This is a genomic window from Streptomyces sp. NPDC021096 (assembly GCF_040641275.1).
In the GTDB taxonomy this organism is placed as follows: Bacteria; Actinomycetota; Actinomycetes; order Streptomycetales; family Streptomycetaceae; genus Streptomyces.
On the sequence record NZ_JBFADG010000001.1, the window covers coordinates 159414 to 181430 of the forward strand.

Genomic DNA, 22017 nt, shown 5'->3' on the forward strand with positions numbered 1-22017 from the left:
CGATGTCAGACCGGTTCATAGCCGTACACCAGGTCAAGGAGCCCAAGGGGGCCCCGACCGCGGACGACTTCGCGTTCGTCCCCGGTGAGATGCCGCCGGCCGGCCCCGGGACCGCCCTGGTCGAGAACCTCTACCTCTCCGTCGACCCGTACATGCGCGAGTGCATGAACGGGGTGTGGGGCCTGCACAACCCCCTCGAGGGGCGCTCGATCGGGCGGGTCCTTCAGTCGCACGACCCCCGCCTGGCCGTCGGCGACCTGGTCTTCCACCGCCAGGGCTGGCGCACCCACGCCGTGGTCACGCCCGAGGAGGCCCGTGTGCTGCCCCAGGCCGAGGGCGTTCCCCTCAGCGCCTTCCTCAGCGTGCTGGGCGGCACCGGCCTGAGCGCCTATGTGGCGCTCACCCAGATCGCCCGGTTCACCGAGGGTGAGTCCCTGTTCATCTCCGCCGCCGCCGGCGGCGTGGGCACCGCGGCCGGGCAGCTCGCCCGGATCCTGGGCGCCGGCCGGGTGATCGGCAGCGCCGGCTCGGCGGCCAAGGTCAGGCACCTCACCGAGGACCTCGGCTTCGACGCCGCCTTCGACTACCACGACGGCCCGGTCACCGAGCTCCTGCGCAAGGCGGCCCCCGACGGGGTGGACGTCTGCCTGGAGAACGTCGGCGGCGATCACCTGGAGGCGGCGATCGACGTCGTCCGCCCGCACGGCCGCATCGTGTGGTGCGGGGCCGTGTCGACGTACAACAACCCCGAGGAGCCGCCCGCGGCGCCCCGCAACCTCTACGACGTGGTCGGCAAGAGCCTGCGGCTGGAGGGCTTCCTGGTGCGTGAATACCCGCACCTGCAGGAGGAGATGGAGTCCGTGCTCATCCCGCACATCCAGTCGGGACGGCTCGTTCCGGACGAGACGGTCGTGGACGGGTTCGGACACGTGGTGGACGCCTTCCTCGGCATGCTCCGCGGGGAGAACACCGGAAAGATGATCGTCCGCACCGGGCAGGCGTAAGCCGCCGTGTGCTCCCGGACGCGGCAGGGGACCGGTGCGCCGGCCCCCTGCCGCGTCCGGGCCGTTCCCACAGCAGGGGAGAAGCCGAGGATGCCTGCCAAGCCCGTCGTCGTGATCGTCGACGCCTACTCCACCGCGCGCCATCTCGTCCCGCTCCTCCACGAGCGGGGCTACGACCTGGTGCATGTGCAGAGCCGGCCCGAGGTCCCCCCGGCGTACGCGCCCTCGTTCCGCCCGGCCGCCTTCCGCGCCAACATCGTGAGCCTGGGGATCGCCGAAGAGGTCCTCGACGCGGTCGCCGCCCACCGGCCCGTCGCCCTGCTGGCCGGGGCGCGCAGCGGTGCGGACACCGCGGACGTCCTGACCGAGGGCCTGGGCCTGCCCACGAACGGCACCCGGCTGGGCCCGGCCCGCCGGGAGCGGCCCCTGATGGCCCGGGCGCTGCTGGCCGCCGGGGTGCGGGACGCCGACCGCCTCCTGGAGCCCGACGGGCCGGCCGAGTGCACGTACCACGTCAATACGGTGAGCCTGGACGGCCTGCACCACGTGAGCGACATCTGGACATCCCGCCATCCCGGGGACGCCGAGGGGCGGGATCCGGTCAACGGTCTGCGGCTGCTGCCCCGCCGCGGCCCCGAGCAGGACCTGCTCGTCGACTCCGCCTTCGCGATGCTGGACGCCCTCGGCATCCGCAACGGTCCGGCCCGCGCCCGCTTCGAGCTGGGCCCCGGCGGTCCGCGGCCGGTCGACATCGGCTCCGGCGTCTGGGGGGTGCTCCCCGTCCTGGCCCGGCAGGCCATCGGGGAGAGCCAGTTGGAGTGGACGGTGGACGCGCACGTCGCGCCGGAGCGCTTCCGGATGCGCGCCGCGGGCGACTATGTGATCCGTCCGGGAGCGCTGGTCTGTCTCTGAGGCGCGGCGTGGGACGACCTGGATCCGGATGATCGAGTTCCGGTTTGTGGGCCTTCGCCGGGAGCTGTCCGAAAGACGGTCAGCTAGATCCGGATGTTGTGTTAACAGTCCGTTTCGCGGGTGTCTGTCTATGATCGCTTTGTCCGTATTTTGGGCCTGTGTCTGTGATCGATGTGACCAAAGCGAGACCCTTTAAGTGTGGTTTACAAGACGGTCGTACTTAATAGTTGGGTTCACTGAGCTCGGGTCAATGGGTCACGCGCTGTGGGGAGCGCCGACTCACGAGCACACTGAAGGTGCCGGTTCCGTCTCCGCTGTCAGGGGTGTCAGCGTGGGGCCGGTGCCTCTCTTGTAGCGAATAGTGGACTCTTGAGGAGGCATACCCATGCGCGGTGCCAAGAGCGCCAAGTGGGTCGCGGGTGCGATAGTTGTTGCGCTGAGCGCGACCGCTTGCAACGGCGGCGGCGACGGTAAGAGCAGTTCCGGTTCGGGCAAGCCCGAGGGCTATGTGTCCGTCGACGTCGGCGAGCCGCAGAACCCGCTCTACCCGACGGACACCAACGAGACGTTGGGTCACAACGTCATCACCGCCCTCTACTCGCCGCTCGTGAACTTCGACGACAAGGGCAAGATCCGCAACGTCGCCGCCGAGTCCATCACCACCGAGGACTCGAAGACTTGGACGATCAAGCTCAAGGCGGGCTGGACGTTCCACAACGGTGAGAAGGTCACCGCCCAGTCGTATGTCGACGCCTGGAACTGGGGCGCCAACATCAAGAACAACCAGAAGAACGGCCTCTGGTTCAACGACATCAAGGGCTACACGGACGTCCACCCCGAGAAGGGCGACCCCAAGTCCGACAAGATGTCGGGCCTGGTGGCCAAGGACGAGCTCACCCTGAGCGTCGAACTCGAGCACGCCGTCCCGTACTTCCAGTACAAGCTCGGCTACGTCCCCTTCATGCCGCAGCCGAAGGCCTTCTTCCAGGACCCGAAGGGCTTCGGTCAGAAGCCGGTCGGCCAGGGCCCGTACAAGTTCGAGAAGTGGGACCACAAGAAGCTCATCCAGGTCGCCGCGTTCGACGGCTACAAGGGTGAGGACAAGCCCAAGAACAAGGGCATCCAGTTCAAGCAGTACTCCACGGTCGAGGCGGCCTACCAGGACCTCGTGTCGGGCAACCTCGACATGATCCGCCAGATCGGTCCCAAGGACCTGCCGAAGTACAAGACCGACCTCGGTGACCGGGCGATCGACCAGCCGTACGCGGCCGTCCAGTCCATCGTCCCCGCGTTCTACAGCGAGCCCTTCAAGAACGTCGACCCCAAGGTCATCCAGGGTCTGTCGAAGGCGATCGACCGGGAGACCATCACCAAGACGGTCCTCCACGGCACCCGTAGCCCCGCCACCAGCTTCACCGCCCCCGGCGTCGAGGGCAACCAGAGCGACCTGGGCGTCGACATCTTCAAGTTCGACCCGCAGAAGGCCAAGGAGCTCATCAAGGAAGGCGGCGGCGTTCCGGGCAACAAGATCTGGATCCAGTTCAACGGCGACGGCGGCCACAAGGAATGGGTCACGGCCGTCTGCGAGAACATCCGCCAGAACACCGGCGTCGAGTGCCTCGCCGACCCCAAGCCCGACTTCCAGGCCGACCTGGACCTGCGTGACCAGAACAAGGTCAAGGCGATGTACCGCGGTGGCTGGGTCGCCGACTACCCGCTGAACGTCAACTTCATGCGCGAGCTCTACCGCTCGGGCGCCGAGGCCAACAGCGGCCGCTTCTCCGACAAGAGCATCGACGAGCTCTTCGACAAGGGCGACAACGCCAAGACCCTGGAGGAGTCGGTCAAGCTGTACCAGGAGGCCGAGAAGGCCATGGCGCAGAAGATGCCGGCCATCCCGCTGTGGAACTACCGGATCAACGGTGGCCACTCCAAGAACGTGACCAACGTCAAGGCCGACTACCGCGGTGACTACGTCCTCACCGACGTCACCCCCAAGTAGTCCGCCCGCGGAGTAAATCCGATCCGGTCCCCCGCATCCCCCGTAACCCGGAACGGGGCGGGAAGGCACCGGGGGCCGCTCCTCCCACAGCCCTGCTGTGCGCGAGCGGCCCCCGGCGCCGTCGTATCCACATGGAGGCACCATGGGGCGTTATGTCGCGCGGCGACTGCTCCAGATGATCCCGGTGTTCATCGGGTCAACCTTGCTGATCTTCCTCATGATGTACGCACTGCCCGGCGACCCCGTCCGGGCCATGTGGGGAGAACAGGCCATCGACGAGGCGCAGATCGCCTCGGTCAAGCACGATCTGGGCCTCGACCTGCCGCTCTGGCAGCAGTACTGGAACTACCTCAGCGGCCTGTTCCAGGGCGACTTCGGCACCCAGATCGCCAGCCAGCGGCCCGTCGCCGACGTCATCTCGGACGCGATCCCGGTGACCCTCCGACTGGCCCTCTTCGCCTTCACGTTCACCGTCGTCGTCGGCATCAGCCTCGGCGTCCTGGCCGGCCTGAAGGCCGACCGCTGGCTGGACAAGGGCGTACTGTTCCTCACCCTGCTGCTGGTCTCGGTGCCGTCCTTCGTGCTCGGCTACCTCTTCCAGTTCATCTTCGCCATGAAGCTCGGCTGGCTGACCCCCACGGTCCAGAACTCCGAGGACTTCGGGCAGTTGTTCCTGCCGGCCGTGGTGCTGGGCTCGCTCTCACTGGCGTACGTCACCCGGCTGACCCGGACCTCCATCGCCGAGAACAAGCGCGCGGACTACATCCGCACCGCCGTCGCCAAGGGCCTGCCCCGGCGCCGCGTCGTCGGCGTCCACCTGCTGCGCAACTCCCTGATCCCCGTGGTCACCTTCCTCGGTACGGACCTGGGCGCCCTGCTGGGCGGCGCGGTGGTCACCGAGGGCATCTTCAACGTCCAGGGCATCGGCCGGGAGATCTACGAGGCCCTCAACCGCCACGAGGGTTCCACCGTCGTGGGCATCGTGACGCTGCTGGTCATCGTCTATCTCTGCGCCAGCCTGATCGTCGACCTCCTGTACGCCGTGCTCGACCCGAGGATCCGTTATGCCTGAGGCAATCGAGGGCTCCTTCGTGGACCCGGCTGCCATCGCCGAGAAGGTGGAGAAGGAGAACGCCGAGGGCGCGAAGTCCCCGGCGCAGACCGGTGGTTCCGCCGGCGGCCCGGTCGGCAAGCCGCGCAGCCTGTGGAGCGACGCCTGGCGCGACCTGCGCCGCAACCCGCTGTTCGTGGCATCCGCGATCCTGATCGTGCTGCTGCTGACCATGACCTGCTTCCCCAGCCTGTTCACCAGCGCCTCGCCGCGCAACGGCGACCTGACCGGTGCCTACCTCAAGGAGCCGGAGTTCGGGAAGGTGTTCTCGGGCGAGTGGCTCGGCTACGACGGCCAGGGCCGCAGCATCTGGGCGCGCCTGGTCTACGGCGCCCGCGCCTCGGTGATCGTCGGTGTCGTGGTCACGGCCGCCGTCACCCTCTTCGGCGGCTTCGTGGGCATGATGGCCGGGTACTTCGGCGGCTGGATCGACAGCGTCCTCTCCCGCCTCACCGACATCTTCGCCGGCATCCCCTTCCTGCTCGGCGCCATGGTCGTGCTCACCTCGTTCGACGTGCGCACCGTGTGGGTGGTCTCCGCGGCCCTGATCGTCCTGGGCTGGACCCAGATCGCCCGCGTCATGCGCGGCTCGGTGATCTCCATCAAGCAGCAGGACTACGTCATGGCCGCCAAGGCCCTCGGCGCCGGCACCGGCCGCATCCTGCTGCGCCACATCCTGCCGAACGCCATCGCGCCGGTGATCGTCGTCGCGACCATCGCGCTCGGCGGCTACATCTCGGCCGAGGCCACCCTGTCCTACCTCGGCATCGGTCTGGCCGACCCGGTCGTCTCGTGGGGCATCGACGTCTCGGCGGGCAAGGACCAGCTGCGCAACGCGCCGCACGTCCTGCTCTTCCCGGCGCTGATGGTCTCCGTCACGGTCCTGGCCTTCATCATGCTCGGCGATGCGGTGCGCAACGCCCTCGACCCCAAGCTGCGCTGAGGGAGGCGTACGTGACCACCATCGAGAAGACCGCGAAGGTCCCCGAGCCCCGGCCCTCCGACGCCCCGGGCACCCCGCTGCTCGAAGTCCGCGACCTGCACGTGGAGTTCCACACCCGCGACGGCGTCGCCAAGGCCGTCAACGGCGTCAACTACACCGTCAACGCGGGCGAGACGCTGGCCGTCCTCGGCGAGTCCGGCTCCGGCAAGTCCGTGACCGCGCAGGCCGTCATGGGCATCCTCGACATGCCGCCCGGGAGGATCCCGCAGGGCGAGATCCTCTTCCGCGGCAAGGACATGCTGAAGATGTCCGCCGAGGAGCGCCGGAAGATCCGCGGCAGCAAGATCGCCATGATCTTCCAGGACGCCCTGTCGTCCCTGAACCCCGTGCTGAGCGTGGGCTACCAGCTCGGCGAGATGTTCCGGGTGCACCAGGGGCTGTCCAAGAAGGAGGCGAAGGCCAAGTCCATCGAGCTGATGGACCGGGTCCGCATCCCCGCCGCCAAGGAGCGCGTCAGCGACTACCCGCACCAGTTCTCGGGCGGCATGCGCCAGCGCATCATGATCGCGATGGCGCTGGCCCTGGAGCCCGACCTGATCATCGCGGACGAGCCGACGACGGCCCTGGACGTCACCGTCCAGGCCCAGGTGATGGACCTGCTCGCGGAGCTGCAGCGCGAGCTCAACATGGGCCTGATCCTGATCACCCACGACCTCGGTGTCGTGGCGGACGTCGCCGACAAGATCGCGGTGATGTACGCGGGCCGGATCGTGGAGACCGCGCCCGTGCACGAGCTGTACAAGCGCCCGGCCCACCCCTACACCCGGGGCCTGCTGGACTCCATCCCGCGCCTGGACCAGAAGGGCCAGGAGCTCTACGCGATCAAGGGCCTGCCGCCCAACCTGCTGAACATCCCGGCCGGCTGCGCCTTCAACCCGCGCTGCCCCAAGGCCCAGGACATCTGCCGCACGGACATCCCCGTCCTGCACCGGGTGACCGAGCAGGACGGTGCGGAGCTCGACGGCCGCGGCAGCGCGTGCCACTTCTGGAAGGAGACGATCCATGGCTGAGACCGGCAAGAAGGACGAGGCCGCGACGCCCAACGTCTCCGAGGTGGAGGTCAGCGACGCGTCGACGACCGCCGAGGTCGAGGCCGTCCTCGACGCCCCGGTGGAGCGCGGCGAGCCGATCCTGCAGGTGCGCAACCTGGTCAAGCACTTCCCGCTGACCCAGGGCATCCTCTTCAAGCGGCAGGTCGGCGCGGTCAAGGCGGTCGACGGCGTCTCGTTCGACCTCTACCAGGGCGAGACGCTGGGCATCGTCGGCGAGTCCGGCTGTGGCAAGTCCACGGTCGCCAAGCTGCTGATGACCCTGGAGACGGCCACCTCCGGCGAGGTCTTCTACAAGGGCCAGGACATCACCAAGCTGTCCGGGCGCGCCCTGAAGGCCGTGCGCCGCAACATCCAGATGGTCTTCCAGGACCCGTACACCTCGCTCAACCCGCGCATGACGGTCGGCGACATCATCGGGGAGCCCTTCGAGATCCACCCCGAGGTGGCGCCGAAGGGCGACCGGCGCAAGCGCGTGCAGGAACTCCTGGACGTCGTCGGCCTGAACCCGGAGTACATCAACCGCTACCCGCACCAGTTCTCGGGCGGTCAGCGGCAGCGCATCGGCATCGCGCGCGGGCTGGCGCTCAACCCCGAGATCATCATCTGCGACGAGCCGGTGTCCGCGCTGGACGTCTCCGTGCAGGCGCAGGTCGTCAACCTGATGGAGAAGCTGCAGGACGAGTTCAACCTCTCCTACATCTTCATCGCGCACGACCTGTCGATCGTGCGCCACATCTCCGACCGCGTCGGGGTGATGTACCTGGGCAAGATGGCCGAGATCGGCACGGACGTGCAGATCTACGACCACCCGACCCACCCCTACACCCAGGCGCTGCTCTCGGCCGTCCCGGTCCCCGACCCGGACGCCCGCGAGGGCCGCGAGCGCATCATCCTCACCGGCGACGTCCCGTCCCCGGCGAACCCGCCCTCCGGCTGCCGCTTCCGCACCCGCTGCTGGAAGGCGGAGGACCGGTGCGCCGAGGAGATGCCGCTGCTGGCGGTGCCGGAGGTCTTCGCCGGCGTCGACACCCCGGCCGCGCACGAGTCGGCGTGCCACTTCGCGGAGGAGAAGCAGGTGGTGGGGGCGGCGTAACGGCGCCGTTCCCGCAGCGGGGGAGTGGCCGGGGTAGTTTCGTGATCGTGTCGCTCGATGACTTCCGCACCCACGTTCGTGCCCGCGTCCTGTACGTCACCGACCTGGCCTACGAGGCCAAGGGGCGGCGGTACTGCGACGAGGACATCTTCCTGACGTCGCGGCTGCGCGAGGACTTCGACATCGCGCTGTGCCACCCGCTGGAGGCGGCGGCGCTCATGGAGACGGGCGCCTTCGACGTGGTGGTGGTGCGCAACAGCGGACCGGTGCTGCACTACGAGGCGGCCTACGAGGACTTCCGCGCCCGGGCCGTGAAGAACGACGTCCGCGTCTACAACCAGCTCACGGGCCGGGCCGACATGGCCGGCAAGCAGTACCTCGTCGACTTGAGCGCGGCGGGATACCCGGTCATCCCGACGGTCGACCGCGCGGAGGACCTGGCCCGCCTGCCGGAGGTGGCCGAGTATGTGGCGAAGCCCAAGGCCGGCGCGGACTCGATCGGCCTGCGGTTCCTCGAGCGGCCGGAGCTGGGGGAGCTGGGGGAGCGGGAGTGGGCTGCGGGAGTGCTGGTCCAGCCCCGCATCCACTTCCGTTACGAGGTCTCGTTCTACTTCATCGACGACACCTTCCAGTACGCGCTGTACGCCCCGGACCCGGAGCGGCGCTGGAAGCTGGAGCGCTACGAGCCGACGGCCGCCGACCTGGTCTTCGCACAGCGCTTCATCGACTGGAACGACATCGAGCACGGCATCCAGCGCGTCGACGCCTGCCGCACCCCGGAGGGCGAGCTCCTCCTGGTCGAGCTCGAGGACCTCAACCCGTACCTGTCCCTGGACCTCCTGGACGACGGCACGCGCGAGGCGTTCGTGGCGGACTTCAAGGCGGCGCTGGCGCGGTATGCGTCCGCATGTGGTGGCATGCGGTCCGGTACGGACGGTTGAACACCCTCTGGTGTGGTTGATCAAGTCCGTGGTTCTCTCGGTCGAGCCGTCGCGACGGTGCGGCGGCCGCGCGACACGAGGAGAGAAGGACCGACCATGAGACGCCTTGCCCGTGCCCTGGCCATGACCGGAGCCGTCGGCGCCCTGACCCTGCTGTCCGCCCCGGCCTCGCAGGCGGCGCCGTCCGCTTCGGCGTCGACGGCCGCGTGCGTCACCGCCAAGCAGGAGGCGTCCTTCGCGCGCGGCGAGATATCGCTGTGCCCGCAGAGCGACGGCACCACGCGGGTCACCGGCTACATCGAGGACCTGCTGCCGGGCAACGGCTGGGGCACGCCGGACGGTGCCTGCGCGGGCTGGTGGATCGAGATGGGCGCGAAGGGCATGATCGGGCCGATGGTCTGCCCGCACTTCGATCCCCAGCACCGGGCGACGAAGACGTTCGACTACACCTTCAAGCCGGAGGCTCCGGTGACGGGTGCGAAGCTCAACGGCTTCCGCGCGTGAGGTAGTCGGGGAGGGGCCCTGTCCGTCCTGGCCGGGCCCCTTCGCCGGCATCATCCGCCGGCATCAGTAGAAGGTCCGGCCCCCGGCACCGGAGGACACCGACCAGACCTCGGTGATGCGCCCGCCCGTGACGGCGAGTATGTCGGTCCCGCTCCGGGCCACGGTCCGCCCGTCGTTGTCCACGAAGCTCGCCACATAGGGCCGGGCCACGGTCCCCTCCGGTGCACCGTCGACGAGGCCGATGTCGACGACCGCCGGCCCCTCGGCGACGAACCGCAGCCCCGGCCGCTTGCGATGCCACCCCGTGATGACGTCCGCGAGTTCCCCGGGCCGTCGCACTTCGTCGAACGCCTCGGTACCCGCCTGCGCGTACCGCAAGTGGAACTCCGGCGCCATGATCTCGTCGGCGAGTGCGGTGTCGCCGTTCCACATGGCGGTCCACCGGTCGTACAACTCGACCCCGAATTGGCGCATGCGAATCTCTCCCCCGTCGTTCCTGTCCGCCTGTCCGTCAGCGATCCGGACTACTGGAACGGACTGTAGGGGGAGGGTCTGACAACGCCGGTCCGGTGCGGGCGGCTCGGATGGCGGCTGTGGCAGGAGTCGCCTACGGTTATCTGGCGATGTTCGGCCATTCGAACATCCGAGCCTTTCATGGAGGTCACCATGAAGTGTCTTCGAACCCTCGCCCTGGCAGCCGCGCCCACCGCGATGCTGATCGGCCTCGCGGCCCCCGCGGTGGCCGCGGACGACCCCGCACCGATCGCGCCGGCAACCGTGAGCACCAGCCCTGCGAAGGCGCAGGTCAAGACCTGGCACTGGATGGGCAATTACGGATCGGTCTACGACGTGACCAATATCGCCACCAGCTTTGGCGCCGGGGCCGGGGAAGTCATCACCCAGAACATGAACGGCGTGTGGGCGACGTTCATGTACATCTACTGAGACGATGCGGCTCGGCAGTCCCGGCACCACCAATCACGCGCTGTGCAGTGTCCGTCCGGGGCTGCACGCCACGGGCGGGCACTTGGGTCGTGTCGTCACCGCCCGCCGGCTCACCCCTGGGGTGGTGAGCCGGCCCGACCCCGGGCTTACCCGGCCGCCTTGGCGTAGCGGGCGCGGGCGCGCTCGGGGTAGCGGGCGGTGAAGGCGGCGGGCAGGGCGAATCCGGCGACCTGGACCGCTATGGACACCCCGCTGCCGAGGTCCTCGGCGCTGGTGAGGGCCAGTGCGGCGGCGGCCAGGGTGAAGGCGAGTGCCCAGGCGGTGGTGATCACGACGTTGATGCGGCGGAAGAGCGGGGTGCCCCATACCTCCTGCGGTGCTTGTCGCTTGGCGATGCCGGTGGTGAACGGGTGGCCGACGAGCAGGGTGGCCCAGGCCGTGAGGGCGAGCCAGCCCAGGGACATGGCACCGCCGAAGTGCCGCAGCCCGCTGTGCGGGAGAGCGAAGGCCAGGGCGGTCAGCGCGGCGAAGAAGCCCGCCGTGCTGTGCTCCAGGATCAGCGACTGTCCGGCGGTGCCTGCCTTGCGCTCCTTGACCAGCAGGGCTATGGCGGTGGCGAGCCCCGCGGCGGCGCCCCACTGCCAGCCGTACGAGGAGACGGCGGCGAAGGCGATCCAGGGCATGAAGCCGCGCAGGTAGTTCATCGAGACGTCTCCTTGGTCGGTGGCCGGATGCGGCCGTGCCGGGCGCCGACCCCCCGGCCGACATTCCAACTATGACATGTCAGTTGTGGAATGTCCACGTTCGACATGTCGATTGTGGAAGGTAGGGTGGGGGCATGAGCCTGAGACACGCGATGCTGGGCCTTCTCGCGAACGAGCCGGCCAGCGGCTACGACCTGATGAAGAGCTTCGAGACCTCGCTGAGCAATGCCTGGCCGGCGACCCAGAGCCAGGTCTACGGGGAGCTGGCCAAGCTCGCGAAGGGCGGCCTGCTGGAGGTCTGCGCGGAAGGCCCCCGCGGCCGCAAGGAATACGCCATCACCCAGGACGGCCGCGCCGAACTGCACCGCTGGCTCACCGAACCCCACCCCGACACCGCCCGCCGCAGCGAGGCCCTGCTCCGGGTCTTCTTCCTCAACCACCTCACGCCCCTGGAGGCGGTCACCTATCTCGTGGGCGAGGCGGAGCGCGCGGCCGGGCAGCGCGCGGCGCTGGCGGAGCTGGAACAGAAGGTCGACTGGGGCGACGACCCGCTGTCCGTCAACGGCCGCCTCGCCATCGAGTACGGCCTGCGCTTCACCGCCATGCGCGAACAATGGGCCCGCTGGGCCGCCGAAGAACTCGAAAAGACCCGGGCGCGGTAAGGGCGTCGCCCCTTCAGTTCCCCGGGCTCACCTTGAGGTGCTCGGCCAGCTGCTGGAGGACCGTCCATGCCTGGGCGTCGGTGCCGTCGCCGAGGGGGTAGTGGAGGGCGGACCCGAACTCTGCGGGCCGGAGGTCGAGCGGTGGGCGGCGGGCGTGCTCGAGGCCCACGCGGCGGACGTCCGGGGCGCCGAGGGTGAAGGAGAGGGGAATGGGCGGGGCCTCGAAGTGCGGGGGGACGGTGAGGTCGCGGCGGGCCCGGCGCAGGGAGGCGAGCATCGAGACGAGACCGTGCTCGTCGGCGAGCGTACGGGCGAGGGGCTCGATCGCGTCGAACGGAGGCTGCTCGTCCTCGCTGTAGCCGAGGGTGAGGGTGACGTCCTCCGCGACGCCGTTCCCGGTGCGGGTGATGCGGTGGGTGGCGAGGGCGGGGCGGCCGGGGTGACCGACGGCGAGCAGATGGGTGGGCTCGGGGGAGCGGTCGCGCGCGAGGTCGGTCAATTGGCCAATCGACCAGGAGAGGTTGATGGGCTCGGCTGTGCCCCATCCGGCGGGGGCGGTGCCGGTGAGCGCGGTCCACGCGGCCCCGAGGGCCCGGCCGAGCACGAGGTCGTCGGTGACCTGCTCGTGCAGCACGCGGAAGGCGACGCAGAGCTGCCGTTCCGTGGTGGGCGTAGCCTCCGTGAACGCCTGGGCGACGGAGGCCTCGCCGCTCTCGTCGCGGACCGGCGTGAACGTTCCGTCCTGCCAGTGGAGCACGGCGCCGGAGAGGCCGTCGTAGTAGCCGCAGTTGGGGTCCTGGACGACCCAGCGGTTGGGCGCTCCGGTCAGCGCGCTGCGGAGCGGCAGGCTGAGGCGTACGTGGGGCGGGGTGACGATCTGCAGGGCGAGGCCGCCGGCGGTGACCGTGCGCAGGACCTCGGACAGCCAGGCGTTGAGGGCGATGACAGGCCGGTCGGCGAGGACGACGGCGGTGGAGCCGGTGAGGACGTCGACGGCGAGCTGCGCTTCGCCGGACGCCGGGTGGGCACCCTCCGGCGCACGCGTCTCGACGACGTCGGTGGTGGCGACCCCCGGAGGCCAGACGGTGCCGCCGAGCAGTACGGTGAGCCGCCCGGCGACGGACCCCGCGAGCGGCGCCGCCTCGGCGACAGCGGTGGAGGCCCGCATCTCGGTCCACCAGTACGGCGTCGGGGGCGCGCTGATGCCGTCACCGAGCAGACGCTCCGCCTCTCCGGGAACGTGCACGAGAAGAGGCGCCTCGAGAGAAACGAGCGGACTACCGTCCACCGCACACAACTGCACGACGGCCCCGTCCTGAACGCTCCCGACCCCAAGCTCGGGCCCGCCCGCGTACAGCCCGGCCACCAGCGCCTGGGAGGAGGGCATGTTGGGGGTGAGGGCTATGACGTCTTTCACGGGTGTCCAATCGGGCCGGTACGGGCTTCTACGCTGGCGGGCATGAGTGATCTGTGCGAGCCCCAGCTCGCGTGGGAGCTGGGTGACACCTTGCCAGACGCGGTTCTTGCCGAACTACGTTGGTATGTGGGGCTAGTGAAAAAGGACACCGCCCCCGGCCGGACACCGCTACTGGCCTGCTGAGGGCAAGCGTGGCGCATCGGCGGCACCTTGACGGGTGAGTTGACGCACACCGCGCGTCGTTCGCGCCCCAGGGCTCGTCCACCTCGCATTCTGCGGCGAGGGTCTTTTGTTGATCTCAGTCTGCGGTGTCCTGCGCCTGGTAGCCGAGGAGACCGACTGCGTAGAGACCGGGCAGCAGGCGCTCAAGATACCAAGGCAGGTCGGTCCGTAGATCGCGTCGATGCCGGCGTTGTATTCCGCTGCCTGCTCGGAGGTTCCGTGCCCCTTCGGATCATCGACGCCGAACCTCTCGCAGCATTCGTAGAACCACTCCGAGGTCAGACGCTGTCGCTTGGCAACCAGCAGATGAACCGGGTCGGCCTTCCCGTCCGTGGGGCGCGCGCCGACGTTCTCCAGCTGATGTGGGAAAATCGGACACCGCTTACCCACCGGCGGGCCGTCCTGGAACGTCGCCGGCCTGTGGGTCGAGGGCTGGCCGTTCCTGGAATCCGGCGGCCGCGCCACGGTCCGGCTGCTCCCCCTGACCCCCGCCCAGTGGCGGCACTTCGAACCCGGTCAGCAGATCACCATGCACCGAGGACCGAACAGTGGCAGGCGCGGCGACCATCTTGGAGATCCGCCCACCTGCCACTGCCTCAGCGATGGGGTGGTGAGCCGGCCGCGGGAGTGCCCCGGGACCACAGCTCCTCGGCGTGTGCCGCGAAGCGGGAGAACAACCCCCGGTCACCATGGCGCCGCAGGTGCAGAAGCGGCGAGTCGTGGCCGACCTGCCGGGCCAGGTGAGGCGTCACGAGGGCTTCGTCGTCGCAGCGGAAGACGGACAGCGAGACGTGATTGGTGGCGTCGGCCGGGGCGGAGAAGCGTGCCTCCAGCCTCTCCATCTCGCCCATGCGAGTCAGCTGCTCCAGCGTTGCGCGGATGCGCGTGGACACGGCCAGGGCCACGTCTTCGATCTCTTCCCGCTGGCGGGTCACGGCGCCGTCGGGATTACCGATCAGGAAACGGACGCGGCAGCCCTGCGCGGCCTTTCGCCGCAGTACGCCGGGCAGGTCGGGCACATGGGTCCAGAGGAAGTAGGACGTGTACCCGCCGAAGAACAGCTCCTCCGTCGCGCTGCTGATGAGATCGCCCCACACCGTGGAAGGGCACGCGGACCGGTACGGGTAGCTCTGGACGATCTCCTGGTCGCTACCGGTCTTGAGCCGGTCCCTGACGGCTTTGGGCCACAACATCGCTGCTTCCACTCCCAGCGCCATGGAGGCGTCTTCTCGGTTTCTGGCGTGCGGGATCAACCCTTCATCCGCGATCCACCGTTCCACGGTCTTGCCGGAGACTCCGACACGGACCGCGAGCTGTCTGGGCGACAAGCCGGCGGATTTCATAGCTGATCGTAGGGCCGTGTTCAAGAGTCCCCCCGCGGACGTTTGGGCGTTCTTCGACGGTAGCGCCCGGACGACCCAACTGTCCTTGCTCATAGGGAAATACGTCCCCGGCGGGACGACACGATCTCGAAGGAAGGCCCCCGCGGCCGCAGGAACGGCCCGGGGGTGTGGTCAACCTGAAGGAAGCAGGTCGACAGTGGCAGACCTTATCGTCCGTTGCCTCGAATGGGTGAGGGCCCTTCTCGTGCCGGCAGCGGCACCCACTGGTAGCGAGCTTGGCATGCGTGGTGGCTCGAAGGCGCCCTCGGTGTTGAAGCCCTCACAGCTCGCCTTCACCGTCCGTGTGGCCGCGCATGGCATCGACTTCGTCCCGTGTCCGGAGGGAAGCCGATGAGTGAGGCGGACCGGTCGATGAGCACTGGTGACGAGCTGCGCGCCAAGGTGGCTGACGCCAACGCGCGGAGTCGTCGGGGGAGGGGGCAGCCGGAGACGTCGGCGCCCCAGCGGCCCAGGTGCGAGACGTGCTGGCATATCAAGCAGAGCCGCTACCGGGCCCTCGAAGCCGGTGACGGGCAGGAGGCCACCCGTATGGCCAACGCCATGGGGGTTCACCTTCGGGAGGCGCACCCGGTGTGATGGGCCGAGGGGGCGCCGTCCCGGCGGCGCCCCCGTCTCGGCTATGGCCCGCACTGCTCCGGCGGGAGCGGCCTCGTCCTTCCGGGCGATGGACTTCGCGTCACCCTCCCCCGTTTTCTCGCTGGCCCTGTTCGTCGAGCACATCCAGGGCAGTGGAATCCAGCGCGACGACAGGTACCTCAGTCGCATACGTCAGGAGTGGTTTGACCCGCACCTCCACACCGTTGAGGTCGATGAAGCCGCTTTCGATGGTGAAACCACCCCCCCCGTTCGTACATGAGCAGTAGTGGCTCGTACGGGTCGTCAAGGTCGGGGAGCGTAATCTGCGTCCCACTTCGGAAAGCAGCCCAGTGCACGGCCCCTACAAGGGTCGCCTCCACCTGAGGCCACCCCACCTCCTCGTCGAGGTAGTCCTTCAACTCGGCGAGGACCTCGTCATCAGCCCGCACCGTGGGGTCGATGAGCTTGGCGAGATCGATGTACGGCCAGGACAGCTCGGCCTTGAAGGCCAGCGCCCAGAGGGCTGTACGCCGGAGGTGCTCGCGAAGCAGTGCGGCTCTCGACTCGGCATGGTCGTACGGTGCGTCCTCGTCCTCCCAGTCGATGGCACGCAGGCGCTGAAGCAGGGCACGCGGCGCTTCGTCCGTCACTTGAGATTCCATCCCTTCTTGTTCAGCTGTTCCTTCGCAGCCTTCACCCCTCGTGGCTCGCCGACGGACCTCGGCCGAGGTCGTGTGCCGCGCCACCGGGCACGTGGCCGGCCGAGCCGCCCGGTGCGTGCCCGCCGGTGCGGCCCGCCGACGCCGTCGCGTCGCCGCTCACGCGCGCGCCCAGGAGGCCACCCGTATGGCCAACGTCATGGGGGTCCATCTTCGGGAGGCGCACCCGGTGTGACGGGCCGAGGGGCGTCGTCCCGGCGGCGCCCCCGCCTCGGCTGTGGCCCGAACTACTCCGGCGGGAGCGGCTGCTCGGGCAGGTTTCCGAACAGGTAGTCATCTTGCGTTTTACCCTCGCTGGTCAAGTCGGCCGGAACATGGGTGCGATGGTGGGCGTTGTCGGTTCATGGTGCGCTTGCTGACAAGCCCGTTCGTGGTGTTGATCGTGGTGATACCGCTGTTCGTTTTGGCGGCCGTCCAGTATGTGGTCCGGCAGGCTCAGGGGCGGGGGTGGCTGCCTGGCCGTTTTCGGGAACGGGAGCTGGGGAGCCGGGGTGTGGGTGCCACGGCTACTGAGGAACTGCATGCTCTGATCTACCCGAGCAAGCGGGTCCAGCTGGAGCAACGCCGTATTGAGCTGGTGCTGCGGGATGACGAGCAGGATGGTGCCCCGCGGAGAACCGGGATCGATCTCGACGGCGGGGTGGCTCGTCTTGAGCGCCGCCGGTCAGCCTGATTCTGCTGTGCGGCGAGGTTTTGTCCCTACCTTGTGGTGGGTGGGCCGCTGGAACGGCTGGCCGGTGGTGAGGACTCGGCCCACGTCGTGGCGGCTGGCCGGGCGGCGGTTCTTCGAGCCTGGCGGCCGGCCGGGCCCGGGCCGGGACGGTTTCGGTGCACGCGCTGGTGAAGCAGTCGTCGGACGCAGGTTTCGAAACCCTCGCCGGACCCGGGCCGGGGTGAGCCGCTCGAGCGGAGCCGGTTTCTCCCACGGGTGCCGCAGGTCCCTCACGAGCGGTCGGGCGAGCCGGAGCTGGGTGTAGGCGGCGGCGATGAGCCATGTCCATCGGTCGGCGGCCTCGGGGCTGCGGAGCCTGGGGGCGGTCCAGCCCAGGGTCTGCTTCATCATCCGGAAAGTGTGCTCGACATCGAACCTTCTCAGGAACGCTTGCCAGCAGCGGTCGACGTCGGCCGCAGTGGCGCCGGTCCTGGACCACCACAGCCACAACGGCTTCGGACCGGCACCCGAGGGCAGATGCTCGACCTGGAGGCGGATGACCGTACCTTCGATGATGGGCAGTTCGGCGGTGTGGTCGATCCAGGCGGCCCGCCGGGTCAGTCGGGAGTGGAGCCGGTCCCATGCCCGGGCCGTCGCCTTCCCGTAGAGACGGGTGCCGGTGACGGTCACCACCTGCGCATCTCCCCAGGATTCCGGCTGTCCGAAGACGAACTCACCACCGTGCTTGGGCGGCCGGCCGCCATCGGGGTGTTCCTGGTGGAAAGCCTCGCGGGAGGGCGCCGGCCGACGCATCACCCGGTCCGAGCGGGTCCGGCCCAGGATCTCGATGGGCAGGTCCGCCAGCAGGTGGGCGAGCCGTGGAGCGTCGTAACCGGCGTCGACCACGATCAGGATGTGCGGGTCGCCCGGTGCCCACTGGCCCGCCGTGATCAGACGCTCCACGCCCTCCCGGATCTGGGCGGTGGTGACGGCTGCGACGTCGGCGCCGGGCAGCAGCCGGACGGTGTCCAGGACCGCGGTCCATGAGGTCCGGCCGGTCTCCAGCGCGGCGACGACCGAGTAGGGCCAGCCCGGGATCATCAGGTGCTTGTTCTCGCCGTACCCGTAGGTGTGGCAGAAGCACCAGTCAGGGGCCGTGTCTGCGTCCGGGCGGAGCCAGGGCGAGACGTCGACAGCGAGGACCAGGCGGCCGTCGGCCGCCTTCGGCAGCGGTACTGAGACCAGGGCCCGTCGCAGTCGGCCCACGTCCAGCTGCCCCTGGTTCAGGCCCGCGTACAAAGCGCCGTGTCCACGACGGTGTTCGGCTGCGAGCGCCAGCCCGACCAGGGTCTTCACCGGCCCGTCCGCGCAGAGCACCGCGTCGGTGAGCTCGAACAGGGCGTCCGCACGCGCGGTCAGGCACGCGTACAACTCCGACCGGAAGTGTGACAGGAGCCCGAACGGCTCACCCGGAACATCGTGATGCAGCAGACTCACCTACGGCCTTCGGCTGGATCTGTATCTCTGTGACGGAGCACAGGTTCCAGGCGAAGGCCGCTCTGCTGTCCAGCACTTATCACCATGAGTGATCAAGTTCGAGGAACGATTCGACCAGTGAAGATAAAACGCAAGGTCATGCATCGTGCCGAGGTAGTCGTACAGGGCGGCTTCGCTCTCGAACTCAATGCCGGTGAGTCCGTCGTAGTCCTCAACCGACAGCTCCCGCGACACCATCACTTCAGCGAGTCCGCTCCGGACTGCCTCGGTGAATGTCGCGTTGAACCCGTGCAGAGTCCTGCGAAGAGATCCGGTGACGTAGTACCCCTGTTCCAGGTCGAGGTAGCCGGTGATGAACGTGCGGAGCTCCGGATTCACTGCCCTGTCCTCTTGAAGCGCGGCGCCTTCGTCAAGGCGCAGTGTTCACCGTTCACCTTGAGGTGCTCGGCCAGTCGCAGGAGGGCCGTCCAGGGCCGGGGCGTCGGTGCCGTCGCCGAGGGGTAGTGAAGGGCGGGCGGCCCAGGCGTCAATCGACTCCGCTGACCCAGCTTGTGTCACCGTTGAATCCCTCGTCGGTCACCACGGACTGTCGCGTGAGGGTTGCTCGGCCCGCTGCCGCCGGATGGGCGTCAGGACGGGAACTCGCCCACCCAGCCTCGCGTGAGCAGGTGTTTGGGGATGTAGTCGGACTCGACCTCGATCGGGCGGCCCGCGTCGTAAGCCAGGCATGTGATGGCGAGTGGTCCAAGGGCCAGATAGCCGGCGACGCTACGCTCCCTCTCCTTGCTCGCCGTCCAGTATGCCTTGTGTGCTTCCAGTGCCTCCGCCAGAGCCTGATCGAAACCGTCGTGGTCCTTGCGTAGAAAGCAGTGGAACAGGTTGATCGACTGATAGAGGATCTTGTCCAGCAGATCCTGGTCGACGATTCTTGCGAAATCCGGATGGGACTTCTCGATCGCCGAAGTAAGCTTCTCGGCCAGCCCCGACCGCTCCAGCCAGTAGGTCTGAAGCGAATCCACCCAGTGGTAAATGTACTCGTCGTACTCTGCGCCGGAGGCTCGCAGCAAATCGACGGGAATCTCGCACAGTTGAGTCATGCGAGTCTGATTGCGACAGATCACAGCAGGCCAGAAGGCGGTCAGCCAATTGCCTGCATCGGCGAACGGCTGTGCTCCTGCGGCTGGGATGGTCCACATTTCATGGTTGATGCGGCACTCCACGGTTCCTTCAGTCACGCTCGCGGAGGAGAACAGTGCGGACCCGATTTGCATAGCGGAGACTGCAGCTTCCCAAGTGTCGATTTCCGCTCCATCGGGATCGACCGCGCACCGGGCCTGCAGGTGCGTGAGCGCCTTGCCCAGTGCGGCGTCGAACATGCGGGGGGACCGCTCCAGTCGTCGGACGGTACTGGCCACCCCTTCTCCCAGCGCCTGTGCGTAGCCTTCGTCGTCGGGACCGGGACGGCCATGCCGCAGCGCCTTCGCCAGCGGATCCTCCGCCGTTTTCACAGTTTGTCGGTGACGTCAGGCCCCGTACCGTCGTCGAGGGTTTCGGGGGTTCCGATGCCCAGTTGGGTGGCAAATCCGAAGTACGTGGCCTCGCCGGGCTGTGCAGTCACGCCGAGCATGGAGTTCAGCTCTTGTAGAGCTGCCGTTAGACGCGGTGCGTTCTGGCGATGGACGTCGGGGTGTGGCTTGCCAGCGAAGTCGAGTTCGCCCCAGATGTCGTGGTGGACACTGAGTTCGGCGGAGAGGCCCACGGGCACGGGAGAGAGGGAGAGGTCGACAAGTCGGGGCTCTCGGCGGCTCTTTCCCGTAGCATCGACCCAAGTTCCCGTGCCCACGATATTGACGTCATAGACCTCGGCGTTCGGGAAGCCCGCAGGGCGACTCGCAAGAACTCGCTCCGGTAGGCGTGGGTCACCCAGCGGCACGGTCAACGCGATGTTGGTCCTGATGTCGATACCGCCGTGGTCGAGTACGTACCAGTCGTATTCGAGACGGTGGGGGGTAAGAAGGCCATGCCTTGCCAGTACGTCTGTCATTCTTGCTGCCGTGGCCAATGCTGATTCCAGGCCGGGTTCCGCTACCTCCTCGAGGTCCCAGAACCAGGAGCCGCACTCGCGCGGCGCGCGCATCAGAGTCGACATGGATACTTCTTCCTTACGGGAAAACGGAGCCGTTGGGCGGGACGGTGATGGATCCATCTTTGAAGCGCAGATGGAAAGTGGATCCAGATATTCGAGCCTGGAATTCAACTTCCTTGAGCATCTTAGCGTTGAAGTCCGCTATGGATTGATGTACATCCAGTAGGGCAACCTTCTGTGTGGCGTAACCCGAGTGGAGCTGCTTGGCAGCCTTCCTTGCGGCGGTCTTGATGCCATCGATGTTGTCTACATCTTTGAGCTGGTAACCGTAGTGCGCTGTGCCGTCGGTGTGGACGGTAGCTACATCCAGGTCAAGGCCAGTGAGGTCGTCCTTGAGCTCGAAAGCGAGGTCTTTGAAGCCGCGGCTTTGCAGCTCGGTTGCATGACTCAGCGCCATATATGCGGCAGGAACCATTCCCCTGTCGCCCACCTTGGGTTTGGGCCCCTGCTTGCACATGTTGAGAATTTCACGGTAATCCGGCACATGGCTGAGGTGCCCGCGAGATATCATATCTGCGATCTCGGCGCCCCGGGGTTGCTTGCGGAGGACCTTTAGGGCGCGCTCCTGGTCCGTCGGGTCCATCTTCGCTCGCGTAAAGGCTTCGACAAGTTCTGGCTCCTGCTCGGGACGCAGAGGCTCGGAGGGCGTGCCTACCGTGTCCGTGCCTCGGCGATAGCGGTCCTGAGGGATTTCGTCGATTGGGTTGGGTGTACGCGGAGGCGTGCCTCCGGGGTTGTTCGGCGGCTGCCCGCCGCTGCTGCCGCCACCGAGGGCGCTGTGCCCGTCTGCCGGGGCCTCGGTGTGACCTCCCGCCGGGTTGTCGCCGTGAGCGGCTGCAGGTGCTTCACCATGACCATGAGCCGGGGTCTCTCCATGGCTGATCCGGGAGTCGCCATGGCTGGCCGACGGCCCCCGATCGAGGTCGTGACCGGCGCCGCCAGGGGCATGGCCGTCCGCACCGCCGCCCGGTGTACGACCGGTGGATCCGCCAGGGACGTGCTCGCTGGTCGACCCGCCTGGTACGTGCTGCGCGGTCCCGCCCGGTACGTGGCCGACGCCGCCACCTGGTGCGTGCCCCGCACCGCCGCCCGGTGCGTGCCCCCCGCCGCGTCCCGCCGACGCCGTCGCGTCGCCGCCCACGCGCGCGCCCGCGGTGGCCGGGACGCGTTCGTGGTCCGGCGCCGTGGAATGCGGCTGCTGATCGGGCGACTTCGGAGCTTCGGTGGAACGTTCCGCCGCCGAAAGCTCCTTCTTCGGGGGGCTGGAGTTCCTTGCCGTGTTCGTTGAAGAAGCGGCCACTTTCCTTGTCGAGGTAGACGACCTTGTTCTCGTTGTCGAGGAACGGGACCGCGCTCTCCGGCAGATCCGCCGGCCGCTTCGGCAGGTGGGCCGCCGCCTCGGCCGGTACCGTGAACGCCTCGTCCGCGATGTGGACCGTCGAGCCCATCCGC

Annotated in this window: 22 protein-coding genes; 12 read left to right on the forward strand and 10 right to left on the reverse strand. The window is 68.2% G+C overall.

What is annotated here, in order from left to right:
- The first annotated feature begins 2 nt into the window (after positions 1-2).
- From AB0G59_RS00740 to AB0G59_RS00780, 9 genes are all read left to right on the forward strand, one after another.
- Positions 3-1004, forward strand: coding sequence for an NADP-dependent oxidoreductase (locus AB0G59_RS00740; RefSeq protein WP_360906587.1), 1002 nt, complete (start codon positions 3-5; stop codon positions 1002-1004).
- A gap of 90 nt (positions 1005-1094) precedes the next feature.
- Entirely contained in the window at positions 1095-1916 is an 822-nt protein-coding gene (locus AB0G59_RS00745) for a hypothetical protein (protein ID WP_360906589.1), read from the forward strand.
- 385 nt (positions 1917-2301) lie between these two features.
- On the forward strand, positions 2302-3918 hold the full coding sequence (locus AB0G59_RS00750) for an ABC transporter substrate-binding protein (RefSeq protein ID WP_360906591.1): 1617 nt from the start codon (positions 2302-2304) through the stop codon (positions 3916-3918).
- A 142-nt stretch (positions 3919-4060) separates the two neighbouring features.
- Positions 4061-4990, forward strand: a complete 930-nt coding sequence (locus AB0G59_RS00755) for an ABC transporter permease (RefSeq protein WP_360906593.1) — start codon at positions 4061-4063, stop codon at positions 4988-4990.
- Positions 4983-5972, forward strand: a complete 990-nt coding sequence (locus tag AB0G59_RS00760) for an ABC transporter permease (RefSeq protein WP_360906595.1) — start codon at positions 4983-4985, stop codon at positions 5970-5972. The genes AB0G59_RS00755 and AB0G59_RS00760 overlap by 8 nt, the downstream gene beginning before the upstream one ends.
- 11 nt (positions 5973-5983) lie before the next feature.
- Positions 5984-7042 carry an ABC transporter ATP-binding protein gene (locus AB0G59_RS00765; RefSeq protein ID WP_360906597.1) on the forward strand — a complete coding sequence of 353 codons (1059 nt, stop codon included), beginning with the start codon at positions 5984-5986 and terminating at the stop codon, positions 7040-7042.
- The gene (locus tag AB0G59_RS00770; protein ID WP_360906599.1) at positions 7035-8177 is read left to right on the forward strand and encodes a dipeptide ABC transporter ATP-binding protein; all 1143 of its coding nucleotides are present in this window, start codon (positions 7035-7037) and stop codon (positions 8175-8177) included. The genes AB0G59_RS00765 and AB0G59_RS00770 overlap by 8 nt, the downstream gene beginning before the upstream one ends.
- Positions 8178-8224: 47 nt before the next feature.
- Positions 8225-9118 (forward strand): hypothetical protein, encoded by an 894-nt coding sequence (locus AB0G59_RS00775; RefSeq protein ID WP_360906601.1) that lies wholly within the window; start codon positions 8225-8227, stop codon positions 9116-9118.
- Between the two features lie 96 nt (positions 9119-9214).
- Positions 9215-9622 carry a hypothetical protein gene (locus AB0G59_RS00780; protein WP_360906604.1) on the forward strand — a complete coding sequence of 136 codons (408 nt, stop codon included), beginning with the start codon at positions 9215-9217 and terminating at the stop codon, positions 9620-9622.
- A 63-nt stretch (positions 9623-9685) separates the two neighbouring features.
- On the opposite strand, the gene AB0G59_RS00785 is transcribed toward AB0G59_RS00780, so the two are convergent.
- Complete coding sequence (locus AB0G59_RS00785; protein WP_360906606.1) at positions 9686-10096, reverse strand: hypothetical protein; 411 nt, start codon at positions 10094-10096, stop codon at positions 9686-9688.
- 192 nt (positions 10097-10288) lie between these two features.
- Here AB0G59_RS00785 and AB0G59_RS00790 point away from each other — a divergent pair, with 192 nt between their 5' ends.
- Positions 10289-10567 carry a hypothetical protein gene (locus tag AB0G59_RS00790; RefSeq protein ID WP_360906608.1) on the forward strand — a complete coding sequence of 93 codons (279 nt, stop codon included), beginning with the start codon at positions 10289-10291 and terminating at the stop codon, positions 10565-10567.
- A 146-nt stretch (positions 10568-10713) separates the two neighbouring features.
- Here AB0G59_RS00790 and AB0G59_RS00795 read toward each other — a convergent pair whose 3' ends face one another.
- Positions 10714-11271, reverse strand: coding sequence for a hypothetical protein (locus tag AB0G59_RS00795; protein ID WP_360906610.1), 558 nt, complete (start codon positions 11269-11271; stop codon positions 10714-10716).
- 134 nt (positions 11272-11405) lie between these two features.
- On the opposite strand from AB0G59_RS00795, the gene AB0G59_RS00800 reads away from it, so the two are divergent.
- Positions 11406-11933, forward strand: a complete 528-nt coding sequence (locus AB0G59_RS00800; protein WP_360906612.1) for a PadR family transcriptional regulator — start codon at positions 11406-11408, stop codon at positions 11931-11933.
- A 13-nt stretch (positions 11934-11946) separates the two neighbouring features.
- Here AB0G59_RS00800 and AB0G59_RS00805 read toward each other — a convergent pair whose 3' ends face one another.
- From AB0G59_RS00805 to AB0G59_RS00815, 3 genes are all read right to left on the reverse strand, one after another.
- A complete protein-coding gene (locus tag AB0G59_RS00805; protein ID WP_360907532.1) occupies positions 11947-13320 on the reverse strand; it encodes a DUF6177 family protein in 1374 nt (457 codons plus the stop codon).
- A gap of 848 nt (positions 13321-14168) precedes the next feature.
- Positions 14169-14915, reverse strand: a complete 747-nt coding sequence (locus tag AB0G59_RS00810; protein WP_360906614.1) for an XRE family transcriptional regulator — start codon at positions 14913-14915, stop codon at positions 14169-14171.
- Positions 14916-15730: 815 nt separating this feature from the next.
- Positions 15731-16201: a hypothetical protein gene (locus AB0G59_RS00815; RefSeq protein ID WP_360906616.1), complete on the reverse strand. Its 471-nt coding sequence runs from the start codon at positions 16199-16201 to the stop codon at positions 15731-15733.
- A 412-nt stretch (positions 16202-16613) separates the two neighbouring features.
- Here AB0G59_RS00815 and AB0G59_RS00820 point away from each other — a divergent pair, with 412 nt between their 5' ends.
- A complete protein-coding gene (locus AB0G59_RS00820; protein ID WP_190025239.1) occupies positions 16614-16943 on the forward strand; it encodes a DUF6191 domain-containing protein in 330 nt (109 codons plus the stop codon).
- Here AB0G59_RS00820 and AB0G59_RS00825 read toward each other — a convergent pair.
- From AB0G59_RS00825 to AB0G59_RS00845, 5 genes are all read right to left on the reverse strand, one after another.
- Positions 16935-18419 carry an NF041680 family putative transposase gene (locus tag AB0G59_RS00825; RefSeq protein WP_360906618.1) on the reverse strand — a complete coding sequence of 495 codons (1485 nt, stop codon included), beginning with the start codon at positions 18417-18419 and terminating at the stop codon, positions 16935-16937. The genes AB0G59_RS00820 and AB0G59_RS00825 overlap by 9 nt on opposite strands.
- On the reverse strand, positions 18420-18797 hold the full coding sequence (locus tag AB0G59_RS00830) for a hypothetical protein (protein ID WP_360906620.1): 378 nt from the start codon (positions 18795-18797) through the stop codon (positions 18420-18422).
- Between the two features lie 251 nt (positions 18798-19048).
- Positions 19049-19927 carry an immunity 49 family protein gene (locus tag AB0G59_RS00835; RefSeq protein ID WP_360906622.1) on the reverse strand — a complete coding sequence of 293 codons (879 nt, stop codon included), beginning with the start codon at positions 19925-19927 and terminating at the stop codon, positions 19049-19051.
- Positions 19924-20568 (reverse strand): hypothetical protein, encoded by a 645-nt coding sequence (locus AB0G59_RS00840; RefSeq protein WP_360906624.1) that lies wholly within the window; start codon positions 20566-20568, stop codon positions 19924-19926. The genes AB0G59_RS00835 and AB0G59_RS00840 overlap by 4 nt, the downstream gene beginning before the upstream one ends.
- 13 nt (positions 20569-20581) lie before the next feature.
- Positions 20582-21148, reverse strand: a complete 567-nt coding sequence (locus AB0G59_RS00845; protein WP_360906626.1) for a hypothetical protein — start codon at positions 21146-21148, stop codon at positions 20582-20584.
- Positions 21149-22017: the final 869 nt, after the last annotated feature.